This window comes from Campylobacter sp. Cr9, assembly GCF_020138295.1.
GTDB lineage: Bacteria > Campylobacterota > Campylobacteria > Campylobacterales > Campylobacteraceae > Campylobacter_E.
Genome location: NZ_JACGBH010000002.1, coordinates 1 through 19,131 on the forward strand (window position 1 = coordinate 1; position 19,131 = coordinate 19,131).

General features: G+C 27.0%; 20 protein-coding genes. 17 read left to right on the forward strand and 3 right to left on the reverse strand.

Annotation, left to right across the window (positions count from 1 at the left end):
• From AVANS14531_RS01355 to AVANS14531_RS01370, 4 genes are all read left to right on the forward strand, one after another.
• The coding region (locus tag AVANS14531_RS01355) for a hypothetical protein (RefSeq protein ID WP_336611031.1) at positions 1-592 on the forward strand (592 nt) is incomplete at its 5' end.
• An 8-nt stretch (positions 593-600) separates the two neighbouring features.
• Positions 601-2,604, forward strand: a complete 2,004-nt coding sequence (locus AVANS14531_RS01360; protein WP_336611032.1) for a DUF4422 domain-containing protein — start codon at positions 601-603, stop codon at positions 2,602-2,604.
• 24 nt (positions 2,605-2,628) lie between these two features.
• A complete protein-coding gene (locus AVANS14531_RS01365; RefSeq protein WP_336611033.1) occupies positions 2,629-3,129 on the forward strand; it encodes a hypothetical protein in 501 nt (166 codons plus the stop codon).
• Between the two features lie 11 nt (positions 3,130-3,140).
• On the forward strand, positions 3,141-3,263 hold the full coding sequence (locus AVANS14531_RS01370) for a hypothetical protein (RefSeq protein WP_336611034.1): 123 nt from the start codon (positions 3,141-3,143) through the stop codon (positions 3,261-3,263).
• 4 nt (positions 3,264-3,267) lie between these two features.
• Here AVANS14531_RS01370 and AVANS14531_RS01375 read toward each other — a convergent pair whose 3' ends face one another.
• Positions 3,268-5,208: a capsular polysaccharide biosynthesis protein gene (locus AVANS14531_RS01375; protein ID WP_336611035.1), complete on the reverse strand. Its 1,941-nt coding sequence runs from the start codon at positions 5,206-5,208 to the stop codon at positions 3,268-3,270.
• 31 nt (positions 5,209-5,239) lie between these two features.
• On the reverse strand, positions 5,240-6,997 hold the full coding sequence (gene aspS, locus AVANS14531_RS01380; RefSeq protein ID WP_336611036.1) for an aspartate--tRNA ligase: 1,758 nt from the start codon (positions 6,995-6,997) through the stop codon (positions 5,240-5,242).
• Positions 6,998-7,087: 90 nt separating this feature from the next.
• On the opposite strand from aspS, the gene AVANS14531_RS01385 reads away from it, so the two are divergent.
• From AVANS14531_RS01385 to AVANS14531_RS01445, 13 genes are all read left to right on the forward strand, one after another.
• Positions 7,088-7,924, forward strand: coding sequence for an NAD(+)/NADH kinase (locus AVANS14531_RS01385; RefSeq protein WP_239816866.1), 837 nt, complete (start codon positions 7,088-7,090; stop codon positions 7,922-7,924).
• Positions 7,921-9,441 carry an AAA family ATPase gene (locus tag AVANS14531_RS01390; protein WP_336611037.1) on the forward strand — a complete coding sequence of 507 codons (1,521 nt, stop codon included), beginning with the start codon at positions 7,921-7,923 and terminating at the stop codon, positions 9,439-9,441. The genes AVANS14531_RS01385 and AVANS14531_RS01390 overlap by 4 nt, the downstream gene beginning before the upstream one ends.
• Entirely contained in the window at positions 9,438-10,685 is a 1,248-nt protein-coding gene (locus AVANS14531_RS01395) for a GGDEF domain-containing response regulator (RefSeq protein WP_239816864.1), read from the forward strand. The genes AVANS14531_RS01390 and AVANS14531_RS01395 overlap by 4 nt, the downstream gene beginning before the upstream one ends.
• A complete protein-coding gene (locus tag AVANS14531_RS01400) occupies positions 10,685-11,443 on the forward strand; it encodes a TatD family hydrolase (protein WP_336611038.1) in 759 nt (252 codons plus the stop codon). Before AVANS14531_RS01395 ends, AVANS14531_RS01400 begins: the two co-directional genes overlap by 1 nt.
• Positions 11,440-12,522, forward strand: coding sequence for a lytic transglycosylase domain-containing protein (locus AVANS14531_RS01405; RefSeq protein WP_336611039.1), 1,083 nt, complete (start codon positions 11,440-11,442; stop codon positions 12,520-12,522). The genes AVANS14531_RS01400 and AVANS14531_RS01405 overlap by 4 nt, the downstream gene beginning before the upstream one ends.
• Complete coding sequence (locus AVANS14531_RS01410) at positions 12,519-13,262, forward strand: septal ring lytic transglycosylase RlpA family protein (RefSeq protein WP_239816861.1); 744 nt, start codon at positions 12,519-12,521, stop codon at positions 13,260-13,262. The genes AVANS14531_RS01405 and AVANS14531_RS01410 overlap by 4 nt, the downstream gene beginning before the upstream one ends.
• Before the next feature lie 2 nt (positions 13,263-13,264).
• Positions 13,265-13,741, forward strand: coding sequence for a KdsC family phosphatase (locus AVANS14531_RS01415; RefSeq protein ID WP_336611040.1), 477 nt, complete (start codon positions 13,265-13,267; stop codon positions 13,739-13,741).
• A 38-nt stretch (positions 13,742-13,779) separates the two neighbouring features.
• Positions 13,780-14,232: an LPS export ABC transporter periplasmic protein LptC gene (lptC, locus tag AVANS14531_RS01420; RefSeq protein ID WP_239816859.1), complete on the forward strand. Its 453-nt coding sequence runs from the start codon at positions 13,780-13,782 to the stop codon at positions 14,230-14,232.
• Complete coding sequence (lptA, locus tag AVANS14531_RS01425; RefSeq protein WP_336611041.1) at positions 14,217-14,669, forward strand: lipopolysaccharide transport periplasmic protein LptA; 453 nt, start codon at positions 14,217-14,219, stop codon at positions 14,667-14,669. The genes lptC and lptA overlap by 16 nt, the downstream gene beginning before the upstream one ends.
• Positions 14,666-15,244, forward strand: coding sequence for a ribosome biogenesis GTP-binding protein YihA/YsxC (gene yihA / locus AVANS14531_RS01430; RefSeq protein WP_336611042.1), 579 nt, complete (start codon positions 14,666-14,668; stop codon positions 15,242-15,244). Before lptA ends, yihA begins: the two co-directional genes overlap by 4 nt.
• On the forward strand, positions 15,241-15,699 hold the full coding sequence (locus AVANS14531_RS01435) for a hypothetical protein (protein ID WP_239816856.1): 459 nt from the start codon (positions 15,241-15,243) through the stop codon (positions 15,697-15,699). Before yihA ends, AVANS14531_RS01435 begins: the two co-directional genes overlap by 4 nt.
• Positions 15,696-17,498: a penicillin-binding protein 2 gene (gene mrdA / locus AVANS14531_RS01440; protein ID WP_336611043.1), complete on the forward strand. Its 1,803-nt coding sequence runs from the start codon at positions 15,696-15,698 to the stop codon at positions 17,496-17,498. Before AVANS14531_RS01435 ends, mrdA begins: the two co-directional genes overlap by 4 nt.
• A gap of 65 nt (positions 17,499-17,563) precedes the next feature.
• Positions 17,564-18,526: a putative transporter gene (locus tag AVANS14531_RS01445; RefSeq protein WP_336611044.1), complete on the forward strand. Its 963-nt coding sequence runs from the start codon at positions 17,564-17,566 to the stop codon at positions 18,524-18,526.
• Between the two features lie 14 nt (positions 18,527-18,540).
• On the opposite strand, the gene AVANS14531_RS01450 is transcribed toward AVANS14531_RS01445, so the two are convergent.
• Positions 18,541-19,077 carry a gamma carbonic anhydrase family protein gene (locus tag AVANS14531_RS01450; RefSeq protein ID WP_336611045.1) on the reverse strand — a complete coding sequence of 179 codons (537 nt, stop codon included), beginning with the start codon at positions 19,075-19,077 and terminating at the stop codon, positions 18,541-18,543.
• Positions 19,078-19,131 lie beyond the last annotated feature (54 nt).

The following is a 19,131-nucleotide window of genomic DNA, read 5'->3' on the forward strand; positions in this document are numbered from 1 at the left end:
CAATTTTAAGAACTATATTATTAATATTGCAAATGAAGAGTTTGTTTATATTTATTATGCAAATGAAATCAACAATTTTTCTAATGATTGCGAAAATATTTATTTAAATTCTTTATTGGTTTCTAAAGATAATATTAAACAGATTTTAAAACATGAAAAGCAAGGTTGTAGTTGTATAGGCAAATTTAGTGCGACTAGTATAAATGTTAATGGGCAAAATGTTGGTATATATAGAATATTTGACTTTAATCAATATGGTTGTATGCAATTTAAAGATGATTTTATAAATTATTTTCAGTTAAAGCAAATGAATGGATTTTATTTTGATGGTACATATACTGTGGCTTGTATTAATAATGTTAGTATCGTAATACGCAAGAATTATTTAAAAAAATATTTAGAAGATAACAATTTAGCAATATTATTATATGGTGAATATAGATATTATTCAAATAGTTTTGAGTGTGAACAAATTGGTTTAATTGAAGAAAATGATCATATTATTTATCAGGAATGTATAAAAGATTTTACTGTAAAACTTGGATATAAAATAACTAATCGTTGTATAGTAAAAAGTATATTGAAAATTTAAATATTGATATGATTAAAATCCTAGTAGGTTATCATAAACCAGCAACATTACTTAAAAGTGAAATATTAGTTCCTATACATTTAGGACGAGCTGTAATGAATGAACAAAGTAAAGATGCTGGTTTAAGTAATGATGATAAAGAATGGTTACTGTCTAGTATGATAGGAGATGATACAGGAGATAATATATCTTATCTTAATAGATACTTTTGTGAGATGACTGGTATTTATTGGGCTTGGAAAAATTATGATAAATTAGGAAATCCTGAATATTTTGGTGTCATGCATTATAGGAGATTGTTTGATTTTATAGGGATTTCAAAGTCACTTAAAATTAATAAAGGTATAGGACTACCTAATATAGATTTTTTAGATGATGAGCTTATAGAAAGACTGTTTAATAAAAATATAATAAAAAGCCATATAAATAGTAATGATTTTTTTATATTTAAATCTAGAAAAGGTAACCCATATAGGCATTATGAAGTAACAGCTAAACATTTACATATAGAGGATTACGATAAATGCTTAGAGATTATAGATAATGAATTTTTAGAATATAAAGAAGCTTCAAGAGTTTACAATAGTGGTAAGATTAAATATTTTTGTAATATGTTTATATTACCAAAGGACTATTTTTTTAAATACTGCGAAATTGTGTTTGGTGTTTTGTTTAAATTAAAAGATTTAATCAATACTGATAATTATAATGATATGGAGCAAAGAGTATTTGGATATATTGCAGAATGGCTTACTGGGATATATTTCACTTATCTTAAACTACAAGGTAATAAAATAAAAGAATTAGATGTTTTATATGTGCAAAAAACGCAAACAAACAGCACCTTAAAAAAAATATTTAATTTAAATTATATTCCGATAATTTTTTCTTGTGATGGTAGATATATCCCGTATTTGCACGTAGCATTAAGATCTTTGAGAGATAATATAAATATGACAAAAAATTATGATGTAATAATTTTACATAATAGTATAAAAGAAAACAACATTGGTGATATTTTAGATAATTACAGTGCTAGTAATTTCAATATTAGATTTTATAATGTAGAATATCTTTTACATAAATATAAAGCTAATTATTACTCTTGTGGACATTTTTCATCTAGCATGTATTATAGAATATTTATACCTGAGATTATGGCTGATTATGATAAGGTCATTTATTGTGATTGTGATGCTGTATTTTTAGATGATATTGCTAAGGCTTATGGTATTGATTTAGATGATAATTTAATCGGTGCTGTTAAGGATTTTAGTATATTAAAGTTTAAACAAATGCAAAATTATATTACAAATATTTTAAATATTGATAATCTTGATAATTATTTTAATTCAGGTTTTATTATTTTTGATATCAAAAAATGCAATGAGTTTGGTTTGATTAATAAGTGTTTGGAATTGATAAAAACAAAAAGAAATTTAAAATATCCAGATCAAGATATTTTAAATATAGCAATAAATGATAAAGTAAAGCTAGTAGACCCTTGTTGGAATGTTCAAAATCAAATTTTTATATTTGATTATGAAAATGATTTTATTAATTATTTAAGTAATCCAAAATTTTTACACTTTACAAGTTCTATAAAGCCTTGGATTAATCATACTATACCTAATGCTGATATTTGGTGGAGTTATGCTAAAAATACTTTATTTTATGAAGAAATATTATATGAATGTAATAAGAATTATAATGAAAATAATAAAATATTTAATTCAGATAAAATACTTAGAAATCTTCTGCCATACAGATTAGGTAGAGCAAAATTATGGGCTGATTGTTTTTATAAGAAAATTTTGTTATTTTTTATATATATTTATATTTTTATTACTCATTTTTTTAGAAAGATAAGTGATATTATAATGGTTAAGTTAGGACTTAGAAAAAAACAGCCTATATTAAAAAAATTTATAGATTATCAAAAAATTAAATTCATAGAAAGTAGCAATGAATATAAGCTTGGATTAAAAATAATTAAAAAGAAAATATTTTAGATTTAGTAAAAAGGTGTATTGATTATGAATAAAAATATAGAACAAATAGAAGAGTATTTAGATGAATTATTAGAAAATAAATTCCAAAGTATTAAAGAACAAAATTTAAATATTGAGATTAAAAAAATATATTTTCAAAAGCATTTAGATGAATCTATTAGTATAGATAAGTTATTTTTAAATTTATCCCTTGGAGCATTAGCTTTTTTGTCTACATTAATATTTAAAATTGATTTTAAAAACATAATAGATACTTGGAATATTTTATCTATAATATTTGGTTCTACATCGGCTTTATTATTTTTATGTGTTGTAGACGCTGAACTGTTTGAAATAATACCAAAAAACAAAGCTCTTATGTTGTTAATTGTTGGAAAAAGCAATATTTATGATGAGCCATCAGAAGAAGAAAAAAAATTATATAAAGAATTAAATATATTGGATAATGCAGTTAGGGAAAATTTTATAGCAGGTGTTGTGTTTTTACTTTTATTTATTATAATATTGTGTATTATTGAAATATAAAGGAATAATTTATGATAAATATATCTAACGAAAGTTTATCTCAAAACCCTGAATTGATAAAAGCCCTTAAAAGGGGTACAAAGAAAGATGGTGATAGTAAACAAAATAATGATAAGTCTAAAGATAAAAAATAGATCTTTAAGATATATTCTTGTGCATTTCACTTTTTTGACTAATTAATTTCCTTGTTATTGTAAGACAGTCACTAAGAGTTTTGACTTGAGGTTTTAAATATCTAGGATATAAAATTATAACTCCAGTAATTAACTCATAAATAGTTAATTTTCTATTGCGACGAGATAGGATTTTTGGGTTTAAGTTTTTATCAATTGTAAGACCCCAACCGGCGTAAAATGGAGCTCCGTAAGTTACTACTACTTTATCGCGGATAAGTGCGTCATAGCCTGCTGTTGATGTGATAGTATGCACTTCATCACAGGCTTTTATACAACTATCAATGCTAATATCAGTTATGATTTCATCACAGTATTGGAGGATAATTTTTTCATCCTTAAGACCTTTACGATTACCGGCTACTACATCTGGGTGAACCTTATAGATTATATAAGCTTCTGGATTTTCAGCCCTAACTTGCTTGATAAGTTTTAAGGTATCATATCCTAAACCACCACATTTTATAGACGCATCATCTTCAACTTGTGCTGGGATTAATATTGTTTTTTGCTCCCTTTTTGGCAGTTCTTTGTGTTTAAGGCAATTATATTTTGAAAAAGAATTATCTAAGATTAGTTTTCTAATTTCTTTTGCTTCTTGTATTAACTCATCATTAAAATCAGTATTCTTTAATATATATTCTAATCTACTTGGAGTTTTAGGATCAAAATAAATTCCCATATCATCAACCACAAGTGAGTAGGGTATGGCATAGTTAGAACCTAATCCTATTGAGCGAATAAACCCATCTTCAACGATACTAACATGTTTAAAATATTTTAAAAGTTCTGATTTTTCGTAGGTTTTACCCCAAATAAATGCTTTATCATTTTTGTTTAAATTATATTTTTTAAGTTTTTTAAGTGATGAAATATAAATAATTTGATTGTTATCTGATTTAAAATAGTGTTTGATATAAAATCTTTTATACCATAAAAAGCCAAAGAAAAACAATCTTCCTGAATTAGCTTTATAAATTTCTCTAAACTGAACTATAGTTTTCATGGTATCAAATATATCTGAAACTTCTTCAGAATAGGGATTATAATATTTTGTATATAAAAAATATATAGCATAAAATATCTCTTCAATACTTCTTATTTTAATCCTACGTTCACATTTTTGCTTATCTTTTGTAAGCCCCCATCCTGCATAAAACGGCATTCCATAGCATACGCATTCACAGCCACAAAGTAAAGCTTCAAATCCCATTGTTGAAGTTTTTGTATAAACTTTTTTAAAGTTTTTAAGAAGACTTATTGGATTATAACTATCACTTATAATTTCGCAAACTTTAGGTATTTCATTTATATTTATATCACTTTGTTTTTTACTACTGAGCACATCTGGATGAATTTTTACATAAATTTTAGAATTAGGATTTTCTTTAATTGCATCTTTAATCATATCAAGTGAATTAATATTATTAGCTAAGCCGTATTTTAAAGATAAATCATTTGCACTTTGTAAAATTACCAAAACATTATCTTTATTTCCTAATTCAAATTCTTTGTAAGCATTATTATATTTGCTTATATTATTATCTACTAGATATTTTATAGCTTTTTTTGCTTGTTCTAATTCATCTTCGCTAAATTTATAAGTATTTAAAATATTTTCTAACTTACTTGGAGCAGTTGCATCATAATAAATCCCAACATCATCAAATACTAGTGAAAAGCTATTTTTATCATTAATCCCAAGCCCTAAAGAACGAATAAGACCATCTTCAAGCAAGCAAAATTTAGCATTATTTTTCTTAGCTAAATTCTCAGCTATTCTTCCACTTTCTTTTCTTCCCCAACCATAATAAACATTATCAAGGCTAGCATCACGCCAAGAAAGATTTAAAAAGTTTTTAACATTTTTACGAAGCTTATATTGTCTAAAATATCTAATAATCATAGTATTAAAAGCCCCTTTTTAGGGGCAAAAATTATTTTTTACTTTCTTTTAATGCAATGTGTAATTCATTAAGCTGAGCATAAGCAACTTTGCTCGGTGCATCAGTCATTAGACATTGTGCTCTTTGAGTTTTAGGGAATGCTATCACATCTCTAATTGAGCTAGATTTTGTAACTAGCATTAATAATCTATCAAGTCCTATCGCAAATCCACCATGGCTAGGTGCTCCATAACTTAAAGCATCTAATAAAAAGCCAAATTTTTCTTTTTGTTCATTTTCGCTAATTCCAAGCAGTTTAAATACTTTTTGTTGGATATCACTTCTATGAATTCTTATACTTCCGCCACCAAGCTCAACTCCATTTAAAACTATATCATAAGCAACAGAACTTATTTCATCAATTGGTGCATCAATATTCTTTGGCATTGTGAATGGGTGGTGCATTGCTGAATAAGTGCCATCATCGTTTTGCTCAAACATAGGAAAATCAACAACCCATAAAAACTCAAATTTATTTTCATCAATGATTTTTAATTCATTTGCTAAGAATAATCTAAATCTTCCCATATAATCTAAAACAGTTTTTTTAGCACCAACGCCGAAGAATACTACATCTCCTACACTAAAATCTGCTTTTTCTTTTAAGAAATTTATAAGTTCAGCACCTTCATCATCAAAAAACTTAGTTAATGGTCCTTTTGGCCCATCTTCTTTCATTTGAATAAATGCAAGTCCTTTAGCGCCAAATTTTCTTACATACTCTTCAAATCCTTGCATTTGGCGTTTTGAGAAAATATTATCTCCATTTTTAACAACAATTGCTTTTACACGATTTTTCTTAGTATCTTTTGCAGGCTCACTAAAAATAGCATTATTTGATTTTGCAAAAATATGTGCTACATCAATCATCGGCATATCAAATCTTAAGTCAGGCTTATCGCTTCCATAGCTTTCCATCGCGTCATTATAAGTCATTCTTCTTACATTTTCAGGCATTGTTATACCAACACTTGCAAATGTTTCTCTTAAGAAAGTTTCAGCATTTTGCATAACCATTTCTTGATCGCAAAAGCTCATCTCAACATCTATTTGAGTAAATTCAGGCTGTCTATCAGCTCTTAAATCTTCATCTCTAAAGCATTTTGCGATTTGAAAGTATTTATCAAATCCTGCAACCATTAAAAGTTGTTTGAATAATTGTGGGCTTTGTGGCAAGGCATAAAATTCACCTTCATGCACACGAGATGGAACTAAATAATCTCTTGCACCTTCAGGTGTAGCTTTTGTTAAAATCGGAGTTTCAACTTCCATAAAGCCTAATTTTGTTAGAGCATTTCTAGCTGCTGTTGTAATAATTGAACGCTTTTTGAAATTATCTAATAATTTTGGATTTCTAAGGCTCAAAAATCTATATTTAAGTCTTAATTCTTCATTAACATTTAAATCATTTATATCAAAAGGTAGTGCTTTTGCAACGTTTATTAATTCAACTTCTTCGCAAACTATTTCTATTTCACCAGTTTTTAGTCTTGGATTTACTAATCCTTCTCCTCTAGCTCTTATTTTACCTTTTGCACTTATTACATATTCATCTCTTAAAGTGCTTGCAATTTCGTGAGCTTTTTTGCTAATTTCTGGGTCGCATACTAATTGAATAATACCTTCTTTATCTCTTAAATCTAAAAATACAACTCCACCATGGTCACGATATGAATTAACAAAACCTGCTACAACTACTTCTTCATTAATATTTTTAATACTTAGCTCAGTGCTATAATGTGTTCTCAATTTTTTTCCTTAATTAATGATTTTTTATAAAATTATATTGTTTTTTACTCAAAAATTGTAAATTTATAATAAAAAATATAAGAAAAGATTATGAAAAATAAAGAAATTAAGAAAATTATAATATTTTGCAAACTTGGTTTAGAAGATAGTTCTGAGCTAAAACATATAAAAAATTTTTTAGAACATAAAAAAATAAAATATTCTCTATATATAAATAATAGAAAAGATAATATTAATTTTGATTTAGAAAATGTAAGTTTATTAATTTCTCTAGGTGGAGATGGAAACATTATTTCAGCTTGTAGGTATTTAGCTAATACAAATATTCCTGTTTTAGGTGTTCATGCTGGAAATCTAGGCTTTTTAACGGAGTTTCAAATCAAGGAATTTGAATTAGGAATTAGCGATTTTATAAATGGTTCTTATAAGCTTGAGCGACCTTTTTTATTAAGCGTTCAAATAAAGTTAAAAAATGGCAAAGTCTTACAAAAATATGCTTTTAATGACGCAGTATTTAATAGAGCAAATCATTTATTATTAGCTGATATTAAGACAAGTTTTAAGGGAGAAATTTTTAATAATTATAATGCCGATGGACTTATAATCTCAACCCCAGCAGGCTCAACTGCATATAACCTTAGCGCAGGTGGTTCTATTGTATATCCACTTAGCCGTGTTTTTATGCTAACTCCTATATGCTCTCATTCGCTAACTCAAAGACCTATTGTTCTTCCTAAAAGCTTTTTTATAGATGTAATTAGCTCAAATTGCACTCTTAGTATAGACGGACAAGAAGTATTTAATAAAGATGAATTTATAAGTGCTAGAATAGGGCTTAGCAATGTAAGAGCTAATATTATTAGGAAAAAAAATAGTTCTTATTTTAAAGTTTTAAATGAAAAGCTACATTGGGGAGAAATAAGATGATAGAAAGATTATATTTTACAAATAATATAACTTTTGATGAACTTAATTTAGATTTTAAAAATGGGCTTATTGTTTTTACAGGTTCAAGTGGAGCTGGAAAGTCAGTGATTTTTAAAAGCATTTTAGCTGCTTTTGGGATTTTTGAAAGCACTGCAAACCTTTTAGAAATTAGCATAGATGATAAGGTTAATGATGAAAGCATAGAAAATGCTAATCCTAATGTTTTTAGAGTAAAAAAAGATAAAGTAACAAGATATTTTATAAATAATCAAGCAGTATCAAAAAAAATAATGAGCGAATTAAATGCTAGTAATATTCGTTATTTATCGGCTAAAAATTATGATGATTTTGAGCCTAGTTATTTACTTAAAATGCTTGATTTAGTGGTTATAAAAAAAGAAGCAAATTATGAAAATATTTTAAATGAGTATAAAAATAATTTTAAAAAATTAGACGAATTAGAAAAAGAATATAATAAATTATGTGAAGATGAAAATAAAATTAATGATTTAAAAGAATTATTAAGCCTAGAAATAAGAAAGATTAAAGAAATAAATCCAAAAAAAGGTGAATATGAAAAACTTCTTGAATTAAAAACTAAATTATCAAGAAGAGATAAAATAGAGCAAGCTTTAAGTAAATCAGAAGGCATATTTTCTTATGAAAATAGTGTATTAGAATTATTAAGATTAGCTAATATTGATAGTGAATTTTTTGTAAATGCCATGAGTGAGCTAAATGATATTTTCAATGATTTAAATAATGAAAGCAGTGATTTAAACATAGAAGAGATTTTAAATAGGCTTGAAAAACTTCATTATCTTGTTAAAAGATATGGCAGTGTAGAAGATGCTTTGATTAGTTTAGAAGAAAAGGAAAAAGAATTAAATATTTATGAAAATATTGATTACGAAAAAAGCCATATTGAAAAAGAGCTAAAAGCATTAAAAAATAAGCTTTTAAGCGATGCTAGAAATATTTCTAACATAAGAGCAATTTATTTGAAAGAACTTGAGTGCAAAATTAATGATTATCTAAATTTGTTATACTTAGACAAAATTGCTCTTAAACTAGTGGAATTTGAATTAGGAATTAGCGGTATTGATAGATTTGAAATCAGCTTAAATAAAGCAGGGTTTAAAGAGATTAGTTCTGGTGAATTAAATAGATTAAGACTTGCGTTTTTAGCTAGTTTTGCTGATTTTATTGATTATGCAAATGGTTATATATTCTTAGATGAAATTGATGCTAATTTAAGTGGAAAAGAGGCTATAAGCATAGCAAATGTGATAAGTAGATTAAGCAAACATTATCAAATTTTTGTAATAACTCATATGCCTTGGATTTGCGCTAAAGCAAATCAGCATTTTTTGGTAAGTAAAGAAAACAACAAAAGCTTTGCAAGAGAGCTTAAAAAAGATGAAATTGCAAATGAGCTTGCAAGGATGATTAGCGATGAGAATATTAGTCAATCAGCCTTAGATTTTGCAAAAACCATATTAGAAGGAAAAGAATGAAATTATTATTAGTAGATGATAATAAAATGTTAGCTAAAGCAATAGCAAAAAAAGTTAGTGGAGCATTAAATTGTGAATTTGATATAGCTTATGATTTTGCAGAAGCTAAAGAATTAATAGATAATAATGAATATTTTGCTGCATTGCTTGATTTATGTTTGCCTGATGCTATGCATGGTCAAGTTGTTGATTATGCACTTTCTAAAAAATTACCAAGTATTATTTTAACTGGTCTTGATGATGATGCTACTAGAAAAAGCTTTATGGATAAAGATATAGTTGATTATGTTTTAAAAGAAGGTAGCGAGTGTGTCGATTATATTATTGATATTATAGAACGCTTACAAAGAAACGAAAATACGAAAATAATTGTTGCAGAAGATTCAATGGCTATGAGAAATATTATTAAAAATATTCTTCAAGCTTATAAATTTCAAGTATTTCCAGCAGCACATGGAGCAGAAGCTTTAGGATACTTAGAACAACACCCTGATGTAAAACTTATTCTAACAGATAAAGAAATGCCAGCAATGAGTGGTGAAGAGCTTATTAAAGAAGTTAGAAAAGAATATAATAAAAATCAATTAGGCATAATAGTTCTAACAGCTCACGGAAGTGATGATGTAGGCGTTAGAATGTTAAAATCAGGTGCAAATGATTTTATTCAAAAGCCGTTTTCAAGAGAAAATATGATTTGCAGAATCAATAATAGTATTGATTTGATTTATTATTCAGAGCAATTAAAAGATGCGGCTGCAAAAGATTTCTTAACTAAACTAAATAATAGAAAGAGCTTTTTTGAAGCTACAAAAGATTATTATTCTAAAATAAATGATGATGTAGATTTTGCTGTTTTAATGATAGATATTGATAAATTTAAAAACATTAACGATACTTTAGGCCATGCAGCAGGAGATAGCGTAATAGTTCAATGCGGACAAACTTTACTTGAGCAAGTAAAGGGTGGAGATATGGTTGCTAGATTTGGTGGTGAAGAATTTTGCTTACTAATAAAAAATATTAAAAAAGAAGATGCTATTAAAATGGCAGTTAAAATTAGAAGCGCAATAAAATCAACTCCTGCTATTTATTTAGATAAAACAATCAATTTTACAGCTTCAATAGGTGTTGCAGTTGGCTCTAAAAAATCAGAAATTGAAGAAATGATTAAAAAAGCTGATGAAGCTTTATATGAAGCTAAAAATAACGGCCGTGACAGGGTTGAAATATACAATGGTGATTGATGTATATTATTGATACACATACGCATTTAGATGATGATAGATATGATGATATCTTAGATGAAGTTTTAACCAATGCAAGTAATGATGGGGTAAAACTTCATATAATCCCAGGTGCTGATATAAAAACTTTAAAAAAAGCTTCTAATATTGCTAATAAATACGATAATGTTTATTATGCAGCAGGGGTTCATCCTTATGATATTGCTGATTTTAATTTAGATTATTTAAGAAGCTTTTTAGATGATAAGAAATGTATAGCAATAGGTGAATGTGGATTAGATTATTACAGAAGTCCTAGTGAAGAAGAAAAAGCCTTACAAAAAGAAGTATTTATTAAACAAATTGAGCTTTCAATAGAAAAAAAACTGCCGTTAATTATACATATAAGAGATGCGAGCGCTGATTCGCTTGAGATTTTGAAAAGCTATAAAGAAGCTTTTGGAGTTTTGCATTGTTTTAATGCTAGCCCAATATTGCTTGAATTAAGTGATAGATTTTATTATGGAATCGGTGGTGTTTTAACATTTAAAAATGCAAAAAATTTAGTTGAAATACTTCCTAAAATTAGATTAGATAGGTTACTTATCGAAACAGATTCGCCTTATCTTACCCCGCATCCTTTTAGAGGAACTTTAAATGAGCCAAAATATTGCACATTGGTTGCACAAAAAATGGCAGAATTATTAAATAAATCAATTGAGGAGATAACAGACCTAACAACAAATAACGCAAAAAATTTATTTAAAGGATTAATTTGAAAAAGTTTATATTATTAATAATGATAAATATTTGTTTATTTGCTAGTTTTTCGGTGGATAAATATGATAAACAAGAAAAAATTTTAAAAAGTATTGATGTTGATGTTAAATATTTGCAAGATCAATCATTCATGGAAATTTTTTACGACATGAGTGAGCGTGAGGTGCTTTATTTTACAAAAGTTTTAAATGAAGCTAATATGAATATTCCTATCATTAAAGCAATTTTAAAAAAAGAAGGTGTTCCAGATGTATTTTTATACCTTGCAATGGTTGAGAGTAATTTTAAAACAGATGCAAGATCAGGTGTAAAAGCTACTGGAGTTTGGCAGTTTATGGAGCCAACGGCTAAGAATTTTGGCTTAAGAATTGATAAATTTGTTGATGAGAGAAAAGATGTAGTTGCTGCTAGTGTGGCTGCTGCAAAATATCTACATAAATTAAAAGATGAGTTTGGCAAATGGTATTTGGCAATTTTTGCATATAATTGTGGAAATGGCTGTGTTAGAAAAGCTATTAGAAATGCAGGAACAGATGAATTAAATACTTTGCTTGATGAAGAGCAAAAATATTTACCTAAAGAAACTAGAAGATTTTTTAAAAAGATTTTAAGCACAAGTTTAATAGCTGAAAACGATATTGCTAAATATGGAGATATTTATTTATTAAATCAAGTTATGGCTTTAAATATAGGCAAGGTTGAAATAAAACCAAATGAAAGTTTGCAATTAGTAGCAAATAAAGCAAAAATGAGTTTATCAGAATTAAAAGAATTAAATCCACAATTTAAAGGTAATTACGCACCTCCATATCCATATTATGCATATTTACCAATAGAAAAAATAGCTAGTTATAAAGACAATAAAAGTTCAATTAAATATGCTAAAAATAATATAAAAAATGTTATAAGTTATAGAGTAAAACAAGGCGATACTTTATATGCAATTGCTAAGAAAAACAATGTTAGCACAAGCACTTTAAAGGCTTATAATAATTTAAAAGATGATAGAATTGGAATTAATCAAAATCTATTAATTCCTATTTTAGATTTTGATAATAGCAAGGAGGCTAAAAATTGAAAAAGTTTTTAGTATTTGCTAGTTTTCTTGCTTTATTTACTGCCTGTTCTAGCACTCCTGCTGCAAATTATGGAGTAGCTAAACCAAATACTCCTGCAACTATGAGACCATACACTATTAATGGTAAAACTTATTATCCTAGCAAGGTAAATATAGGTGATACTGAAAGTGGAATTGCTAGTTGGTATGGACCAGGTTTTCATGGCAAAAAAACTTCTAATGGTGAAACATTCAATACTAATTCAATGACAGCAGCTCATAAAACCTTACCTATGAATACTATGGTAAGGGTTGATAATCTTGAAAACGGAAGAAGTGTAATCGTAAGAATTAATGATAGAGGTCCATTCGTAGCTGGTAGGATAATTGATTTATCAAATAAAGCAGCACATGAAATTGATATGACAAAAAAAGGAACTGCTAGAGTAAAACTTACAGTTTTAGGTTTTGATCAAGTTAATTTTAAAAACCAAATTCCTAATTCAAATTCTAGTTTTTCACAAGCTCTAAATAGCGTAACAGGTGGCGATTTTATGATACAAATAGGAGCTTTTAAAAATTCAAGTAATGCTTATAATTTAGCTCAAAAATATGCAAACTATAAAGGTTATACGAGTAAGGTTTTAAACTCAAGCGATGGATTTTATAGAGTGTTTTTAAAAGGATTTAGAAGCGAAGAAGAAGCTAGAGATTTTATTAATTTAGCTAATTTTTTAGGTTCTTTTATATTTAGGGAGTAATTATGATTAAATTAGTAATTTTAGATGTTGATGGATGTTTAAGTGATGGAAAGATTATTTATTCTCCAAAAGCTGATTTGATTAAAGAATTTAATGTAAAAGATGGAGCAGCTATTTTAAAGGCAAAAGAACTCGGTATGAAGTTTGCAATTATTACTGGAAGAAGTTCTGATGTTGTATTAAATAGGGCTAAAGATTTAGGAATTGATTATGTTTATTGCGGCATTAAGGATAAATTAACTTGTGCTAAAAGCTTATTAGAAGAATTAAATATAAGTTTTAATGAAGTAGCTGCGATAGGCGATTATTACAATGATTTGGATTTATTAAAAGCTGTTTTTTTACCTTTCATACCGAATGATGGCGTTAGAGTATTTGGAAGAGTTTTAAATACAAAAGGTGGAGCAGGTTGTGTGCATGAAATGTTAGAAATTATTTATAAAGAAAATAATCAAACAAGGCAGTGGCTTAAGTGTTAGTAAAAACCTTTAATATTATTTTAGTTTCAATGTTATCTATGCTTTTTTTTATTATTATTCAAAAGCCTTATGAATTAGACAAGATGAATTATAAGCTAGATTTTAAAAGCCTTGAAGCTAATGATATTATAGGTTATGAGATTGATACAAAACTAAAAACTCTAGCCTATGCAAAGCAATATTACAAAATAGGCAATCAAGATAATTTATTAGATTTTGAAGTTAAAAGCTTGGATAAAGAATTAAGCGCTTTAAAAGCTACAAAAGAAAATGATGAAATAATTTTAGAAAACAAGGTGGTTTTTAAAGATAAAGAAATTAATTTAGAAAGTGATTATGTAAAATATTTAAAAAATCAGCAAATATTAAGCTCAGATACCAAAACCAAAGCCACTTATAATGGTAGTTTAATTAATGCTAATTCTTTTAAATATGATTTAAAAACACAAAAGCTTGTATTAGAAGAGGTAAATTTATGTATAGAAAAATAGTTATTGTTTTATTTTTCGTATCTAGTTTATTAGCGCAAAAAATTGAAATAAACGCAAAGTTATTTGAAGGCAGTAAAGATAATCAAACAGGTGTTTTTAGTAAAGATGTTAGTATAAAACAAGGCAACGATTTTTTAAATTGTCAAGTTTTAACAATAAAAACAAACAAAGATAACAAAATCTCAAGCTATGAAGCAAGAAGCGTTACAAGCTTTTCAATTACTATGGCTGATAGTGTTTTTAAGGGTATGGCTGATAAGATTTTTTATGATGTAAATAAAAACTCTTATGAGCTAAGTGGCAATGTAAAAATCAAAGAAAATAATAAAGAACTAGTAGCTGATTATATATATATTAATCAAAAAGATGGAACTTATAAAGTTAAGAGTAATAAAGAAAATAAACCTGTTAAATTAATATTTGAGATAGCAAAATGAATATAGTAAGTGCGAAATTTTTAATATCATGTGAAAAATATTTTCAAACACAAGAATATGATTTAGGCGAAATTGCTTTTTTGGGTCGTTCAAATGTCGGTAAAAGCTCACTAATCAATGCTTTAGCAAATCATAAAGGCTTAGCAAAATCATCATCAACACCAGGAAAAACTCAATTAATTAATTTTTTTGAAGTTACATTTGCTGATAAAAAACAATTAATTTTAATAGACTTACCGGGTTTTGGTTATGCTAGGGTCTCTAAGGATAAAAAGGCAGCTTGGAATAAAAACCTAAATGAATTTTTACAAAAAAGAAAAGAAATAAAATGCTTTATTCATTTAATTGATTCAAGGCATGATAATTTAGATATTGATGAAGGTGTTTTTGATTATTTACAAGATTTTATGAGTGAAGAACAAGTTTATATTAAAGTATTTACAAAGATTGATAAATTAAATCAAAGCGAATTTTCAAAACTAAAAGCTAAGCATAAAGATGCTATTTTTGTTTCAAGTTCAAATAAAAAAGGAATTGATAAATTACAAGCAAAACTATATGAGTATATAAAATGAAAGAAAGATTAAATCTAAGTTATTATTTAGGTTTTTTCATTCTATTTTTTTACCAAATACTTTGCTCTATTGTGTTTTTATTACCACCTTTGTTTGGTGTATTTTTTGTTTATTTAATCATACATTTTAATAAAAAAGGCTTTGATAGGACAAGTTTATTTATAATTTTATATTTTTGTTTTATTGAGCTAACTCATGGCTTATTTTTATTCTGCACTACTATTTCGTTTTTAATTTTTTATTATTATTTTTATAATAAATTAATTTATAAATTAAAAAATAGAGATATTTTAATAATACTTTTCATAATTTTTGTATATGGATTTAATCTAATTTTAAACCTTGCGTATTCATATATTTTTGAAGTAGGGCATTTAAATTACGATATTATTTTTATTTATTATATTTGTTTGGAATCGTTGCTAGCCATAGTGCTTTTTAGGGGAATTGTTTGAGATTAAAATTTGTTGTATTTGTAATACTAAGTTTTTTTATTTTATTAATAGCTAGGGTTTATTGGCTTAGTATTTATAGCAACGATTATTATGAAGAATTAGCTTTAAAAAACTCAACAAAAGAAGAACTAATAGCTCCTATTAGAGGTGCTATTTTAGATAGAAATAACACCCCTTTAGCGGTTAATCAATTAGGATTTTCTATATCGTTAAAACCTCATCTAAAACAAGATGATTTAAATAACACTATTAATAAATTACAAGAATGTTTAAGCGATATTGACTCTGAAAAAATTACTAAAATTTATAAAAGAGAAAATAGCTACTATAATCAAGATGAGATTGAAATTATTGATTTTATAGAATACGAAAGTTTAAATAAATGCTATTTTAAGCTTAATTTAGATGAAAATATTTTAATAAAAGCTAGTTTTAAAAGATTATATCCATACAACTCTTTAGCAAGTCATATTATAGGTTATGTTGCAAGAGCAAATTCTGATGATATGGTAAGCAATGATGTAGTAAAAGTTACTAAAAAAATAGGAAAAACCGGAATAGAAAAATACTATGATGAGATACTGCAAGGAACTCCAGGTAAAAAAGTAACAAAGGTTAATTCTATAAACCAAGAAGTAGAAGAAATAGAGTTTAAAAAGCCTATTATGGATAACGATATTAAGCTTACAATTGATATTAGAATGCAGCAATTTTTAGATGAGTTGTTTAAAAATATGAGTGGTTCAGCTGTTATTTTAAATATTGAAGATGGCTCTATTTTAGCAGCGGGTTCATACCCTGAATATAATCTAAATCCATTTGTAACAGGCATTTCTCAAGAAGAATGGGATATGATGATACAAGATTTAGACCATCCTTTCACAAATAAGATTATAAATGGTCGCTATCCTCCAGGCTCGGTTGTAAAAATGGGTGTAGGATTATCGTTTTTGCAAAGTGGAAAAATTGATGCAAGCACGACTTTTACTTGTGCTGGAACATTTAATTTTGGTGGAAGAAAGTTTAGATGCCATAATGTTTATGGTCATGGAGTAATGGATTTAAAATCAGCTATTAGATCAAGTTGTGATGATTATTTTTATAAAGGAAGTTTAAGGGTTGGAATAGCTGATATTAGTGCAACTTTATATAAATTAGGTTTTGGTAAAAAGACCGATATAGATTTGCCACTTGAGAGTGTTGGAATTTTACCAAATAAAGTTTGGAAAAGCTCAAGATATAATCAGCCTTGGTATCAAGGAGAAACACTAATTACAAGTATAGGTCAAGGCAATTTCTTAGCAACTCCTATGCAAGTTGCTGTTTATACTGCAAAACTTGCTAGTGGATATGAAATAAAACCACATTTTATAGATGAAATTAATAAAGAAAAAATCGTATTTGAAAAAAAGGATATTTTTACGCCTAGCGAAAAGCAAGATTTAAAATATTTGCGTTTAGGAATGTTTGATGTTGCAAATAATATTAAAGGAACAGGCTATAAACCTTTATTAGAAAGCAAAATCACTCTAGCAGCAAAAACAGGAACAGCACAAGTAGTAGGAATCTCTCAAAGTGAAAAAAAGAGAATGAAAGAAGAAAATATGGAGTATTACACAAGAAGTCACGCTTGGATGAATGCTTATGGTCCTTATGAAGAGCCAAAATACGCTGTTGTTGTATTAGTTGAGCATGGAATGCATGGGGGTGCAACTGCAGGTCCTATTGTTGCTAAAATTTTTAATAAATTATTAGAACTTGGATATATTGATGAAAAGCATATTAAAGCTAAAAAATAACAAGAATTTGAAATAGGAATTAAAACTAAATTCCTATTTCAAATTCTTTTAAATCAAGGTTTATTATGTTTAAAGCTTTTTATTTTTCAAAAAAATGGGTTATTTGGGCTTGGGGCGGTAGTTTATTTATTTTATTAGCTATTTATTCTCAAACTTTATTAAATGTAGAAATTAATAACTGGTATAAAAATTTTTATAATATTTTACAAAACGCTCCACAAAATAGCACTTACGAGCAATTTATGAATGATTTGATAAAGTTTTTATTTATTGCTTTACCTTATATATTAATCGCTACTTTAACTTCGTTTTTTTCAAGGCATTTTGCTTTTGCTTGGAGAGAAGCGATTACTTTTTCTTATCTTAAAGCTTGGCGAAAAAATAATGATTATATAGAAGGTTCATCACAGCGTATTCAAGAAGATATATATAGATTTGCAAAAATTGTTGAGAGTTTGGGGATTGATATTATTAAAGCCTTTATGACTTTAATAGCTTTTGTTCCTATTTTATATACTTTAGGAACTAATTTAGTTTTACCATTTTTTAGCAATCAATTTGGGCTTATAATTTGGGCTTTTACAATGAGTATTGGTGGGCTTATGATATCTTGGTTTGTTGGAATAAAGTTGCCTAATTTAGAATATAACAATCAAAAAGCAGAAGCAGCATTTAGAAAAGAATTAGTATATGCAGAAAACGATAGAACAAATCATGCTTTACCTGAAACAATGTTAGAGCTTTTTACAGGACTTAAGTTTAATTACAAAAGATTGTTTTTACATTATGGATATTTTGATATTTGGCTTTATATGTACGAGCAATTTATGGTTATTTTTGCTTATTTGCTTGTTGGAGAGAATTTATTTTTAGGAATTATTACTCTTGGAGTTTTAGTGCAAATTAACAATGCTTTTAGTAATGTTCGTTCAAGCTTTAGCGTGCTTACTAAAAACTGGACTACCATAACTGAATTAAGAAGTATTCACAAGCGTTTAAAGGAATTTGAAGAACATATTAATTATTAAGAGCTTTTTTGCTCTTAAATATATTTTTTACTAAGCTCTACATATTCTAAAGCTTGATTTTTAATAGCTTGCATTTCATCTTCGCTTAAAGTTCTTATTAGTTTGGCTGGTGAGCCTTGAATAAGTGAATTTGGTGGGAAGGTTTTATTTTTTGTAACCAAAGAATTAGCACCTATAATTGAGTTTTCTCCTATATTTGCACCATCCATTATAGTGCTACCCATTCCAACTAAAACATTTGAATCAATAGTGCAAGCATGGATTATGCAGTTATGCCCTATCGTTACATTATCACCTATAATACAATCAATTTTTGGGCTAATTTCTTTACCTTCACTATCCTTTAAAGCCCTTGCTACATGAATTGTAGAATTATCTTGTATATTTGTATTTTTACCTATTTTTATACTTGCTACATCAGCCCTAATAACAGTTCCAAACCAAATAGAAGAATTCTCATCTATAAAAGCATCGCCTATAATGCAAGAATTATAGGCGATAAAAACTTGGCTTGAAATTTTAGGATAAAAATTATCGTATTTTATTAACATTAACTCTCCTATATTATTTTTTTACTTTAATAATAACAAAAAAAAGGAGATTTG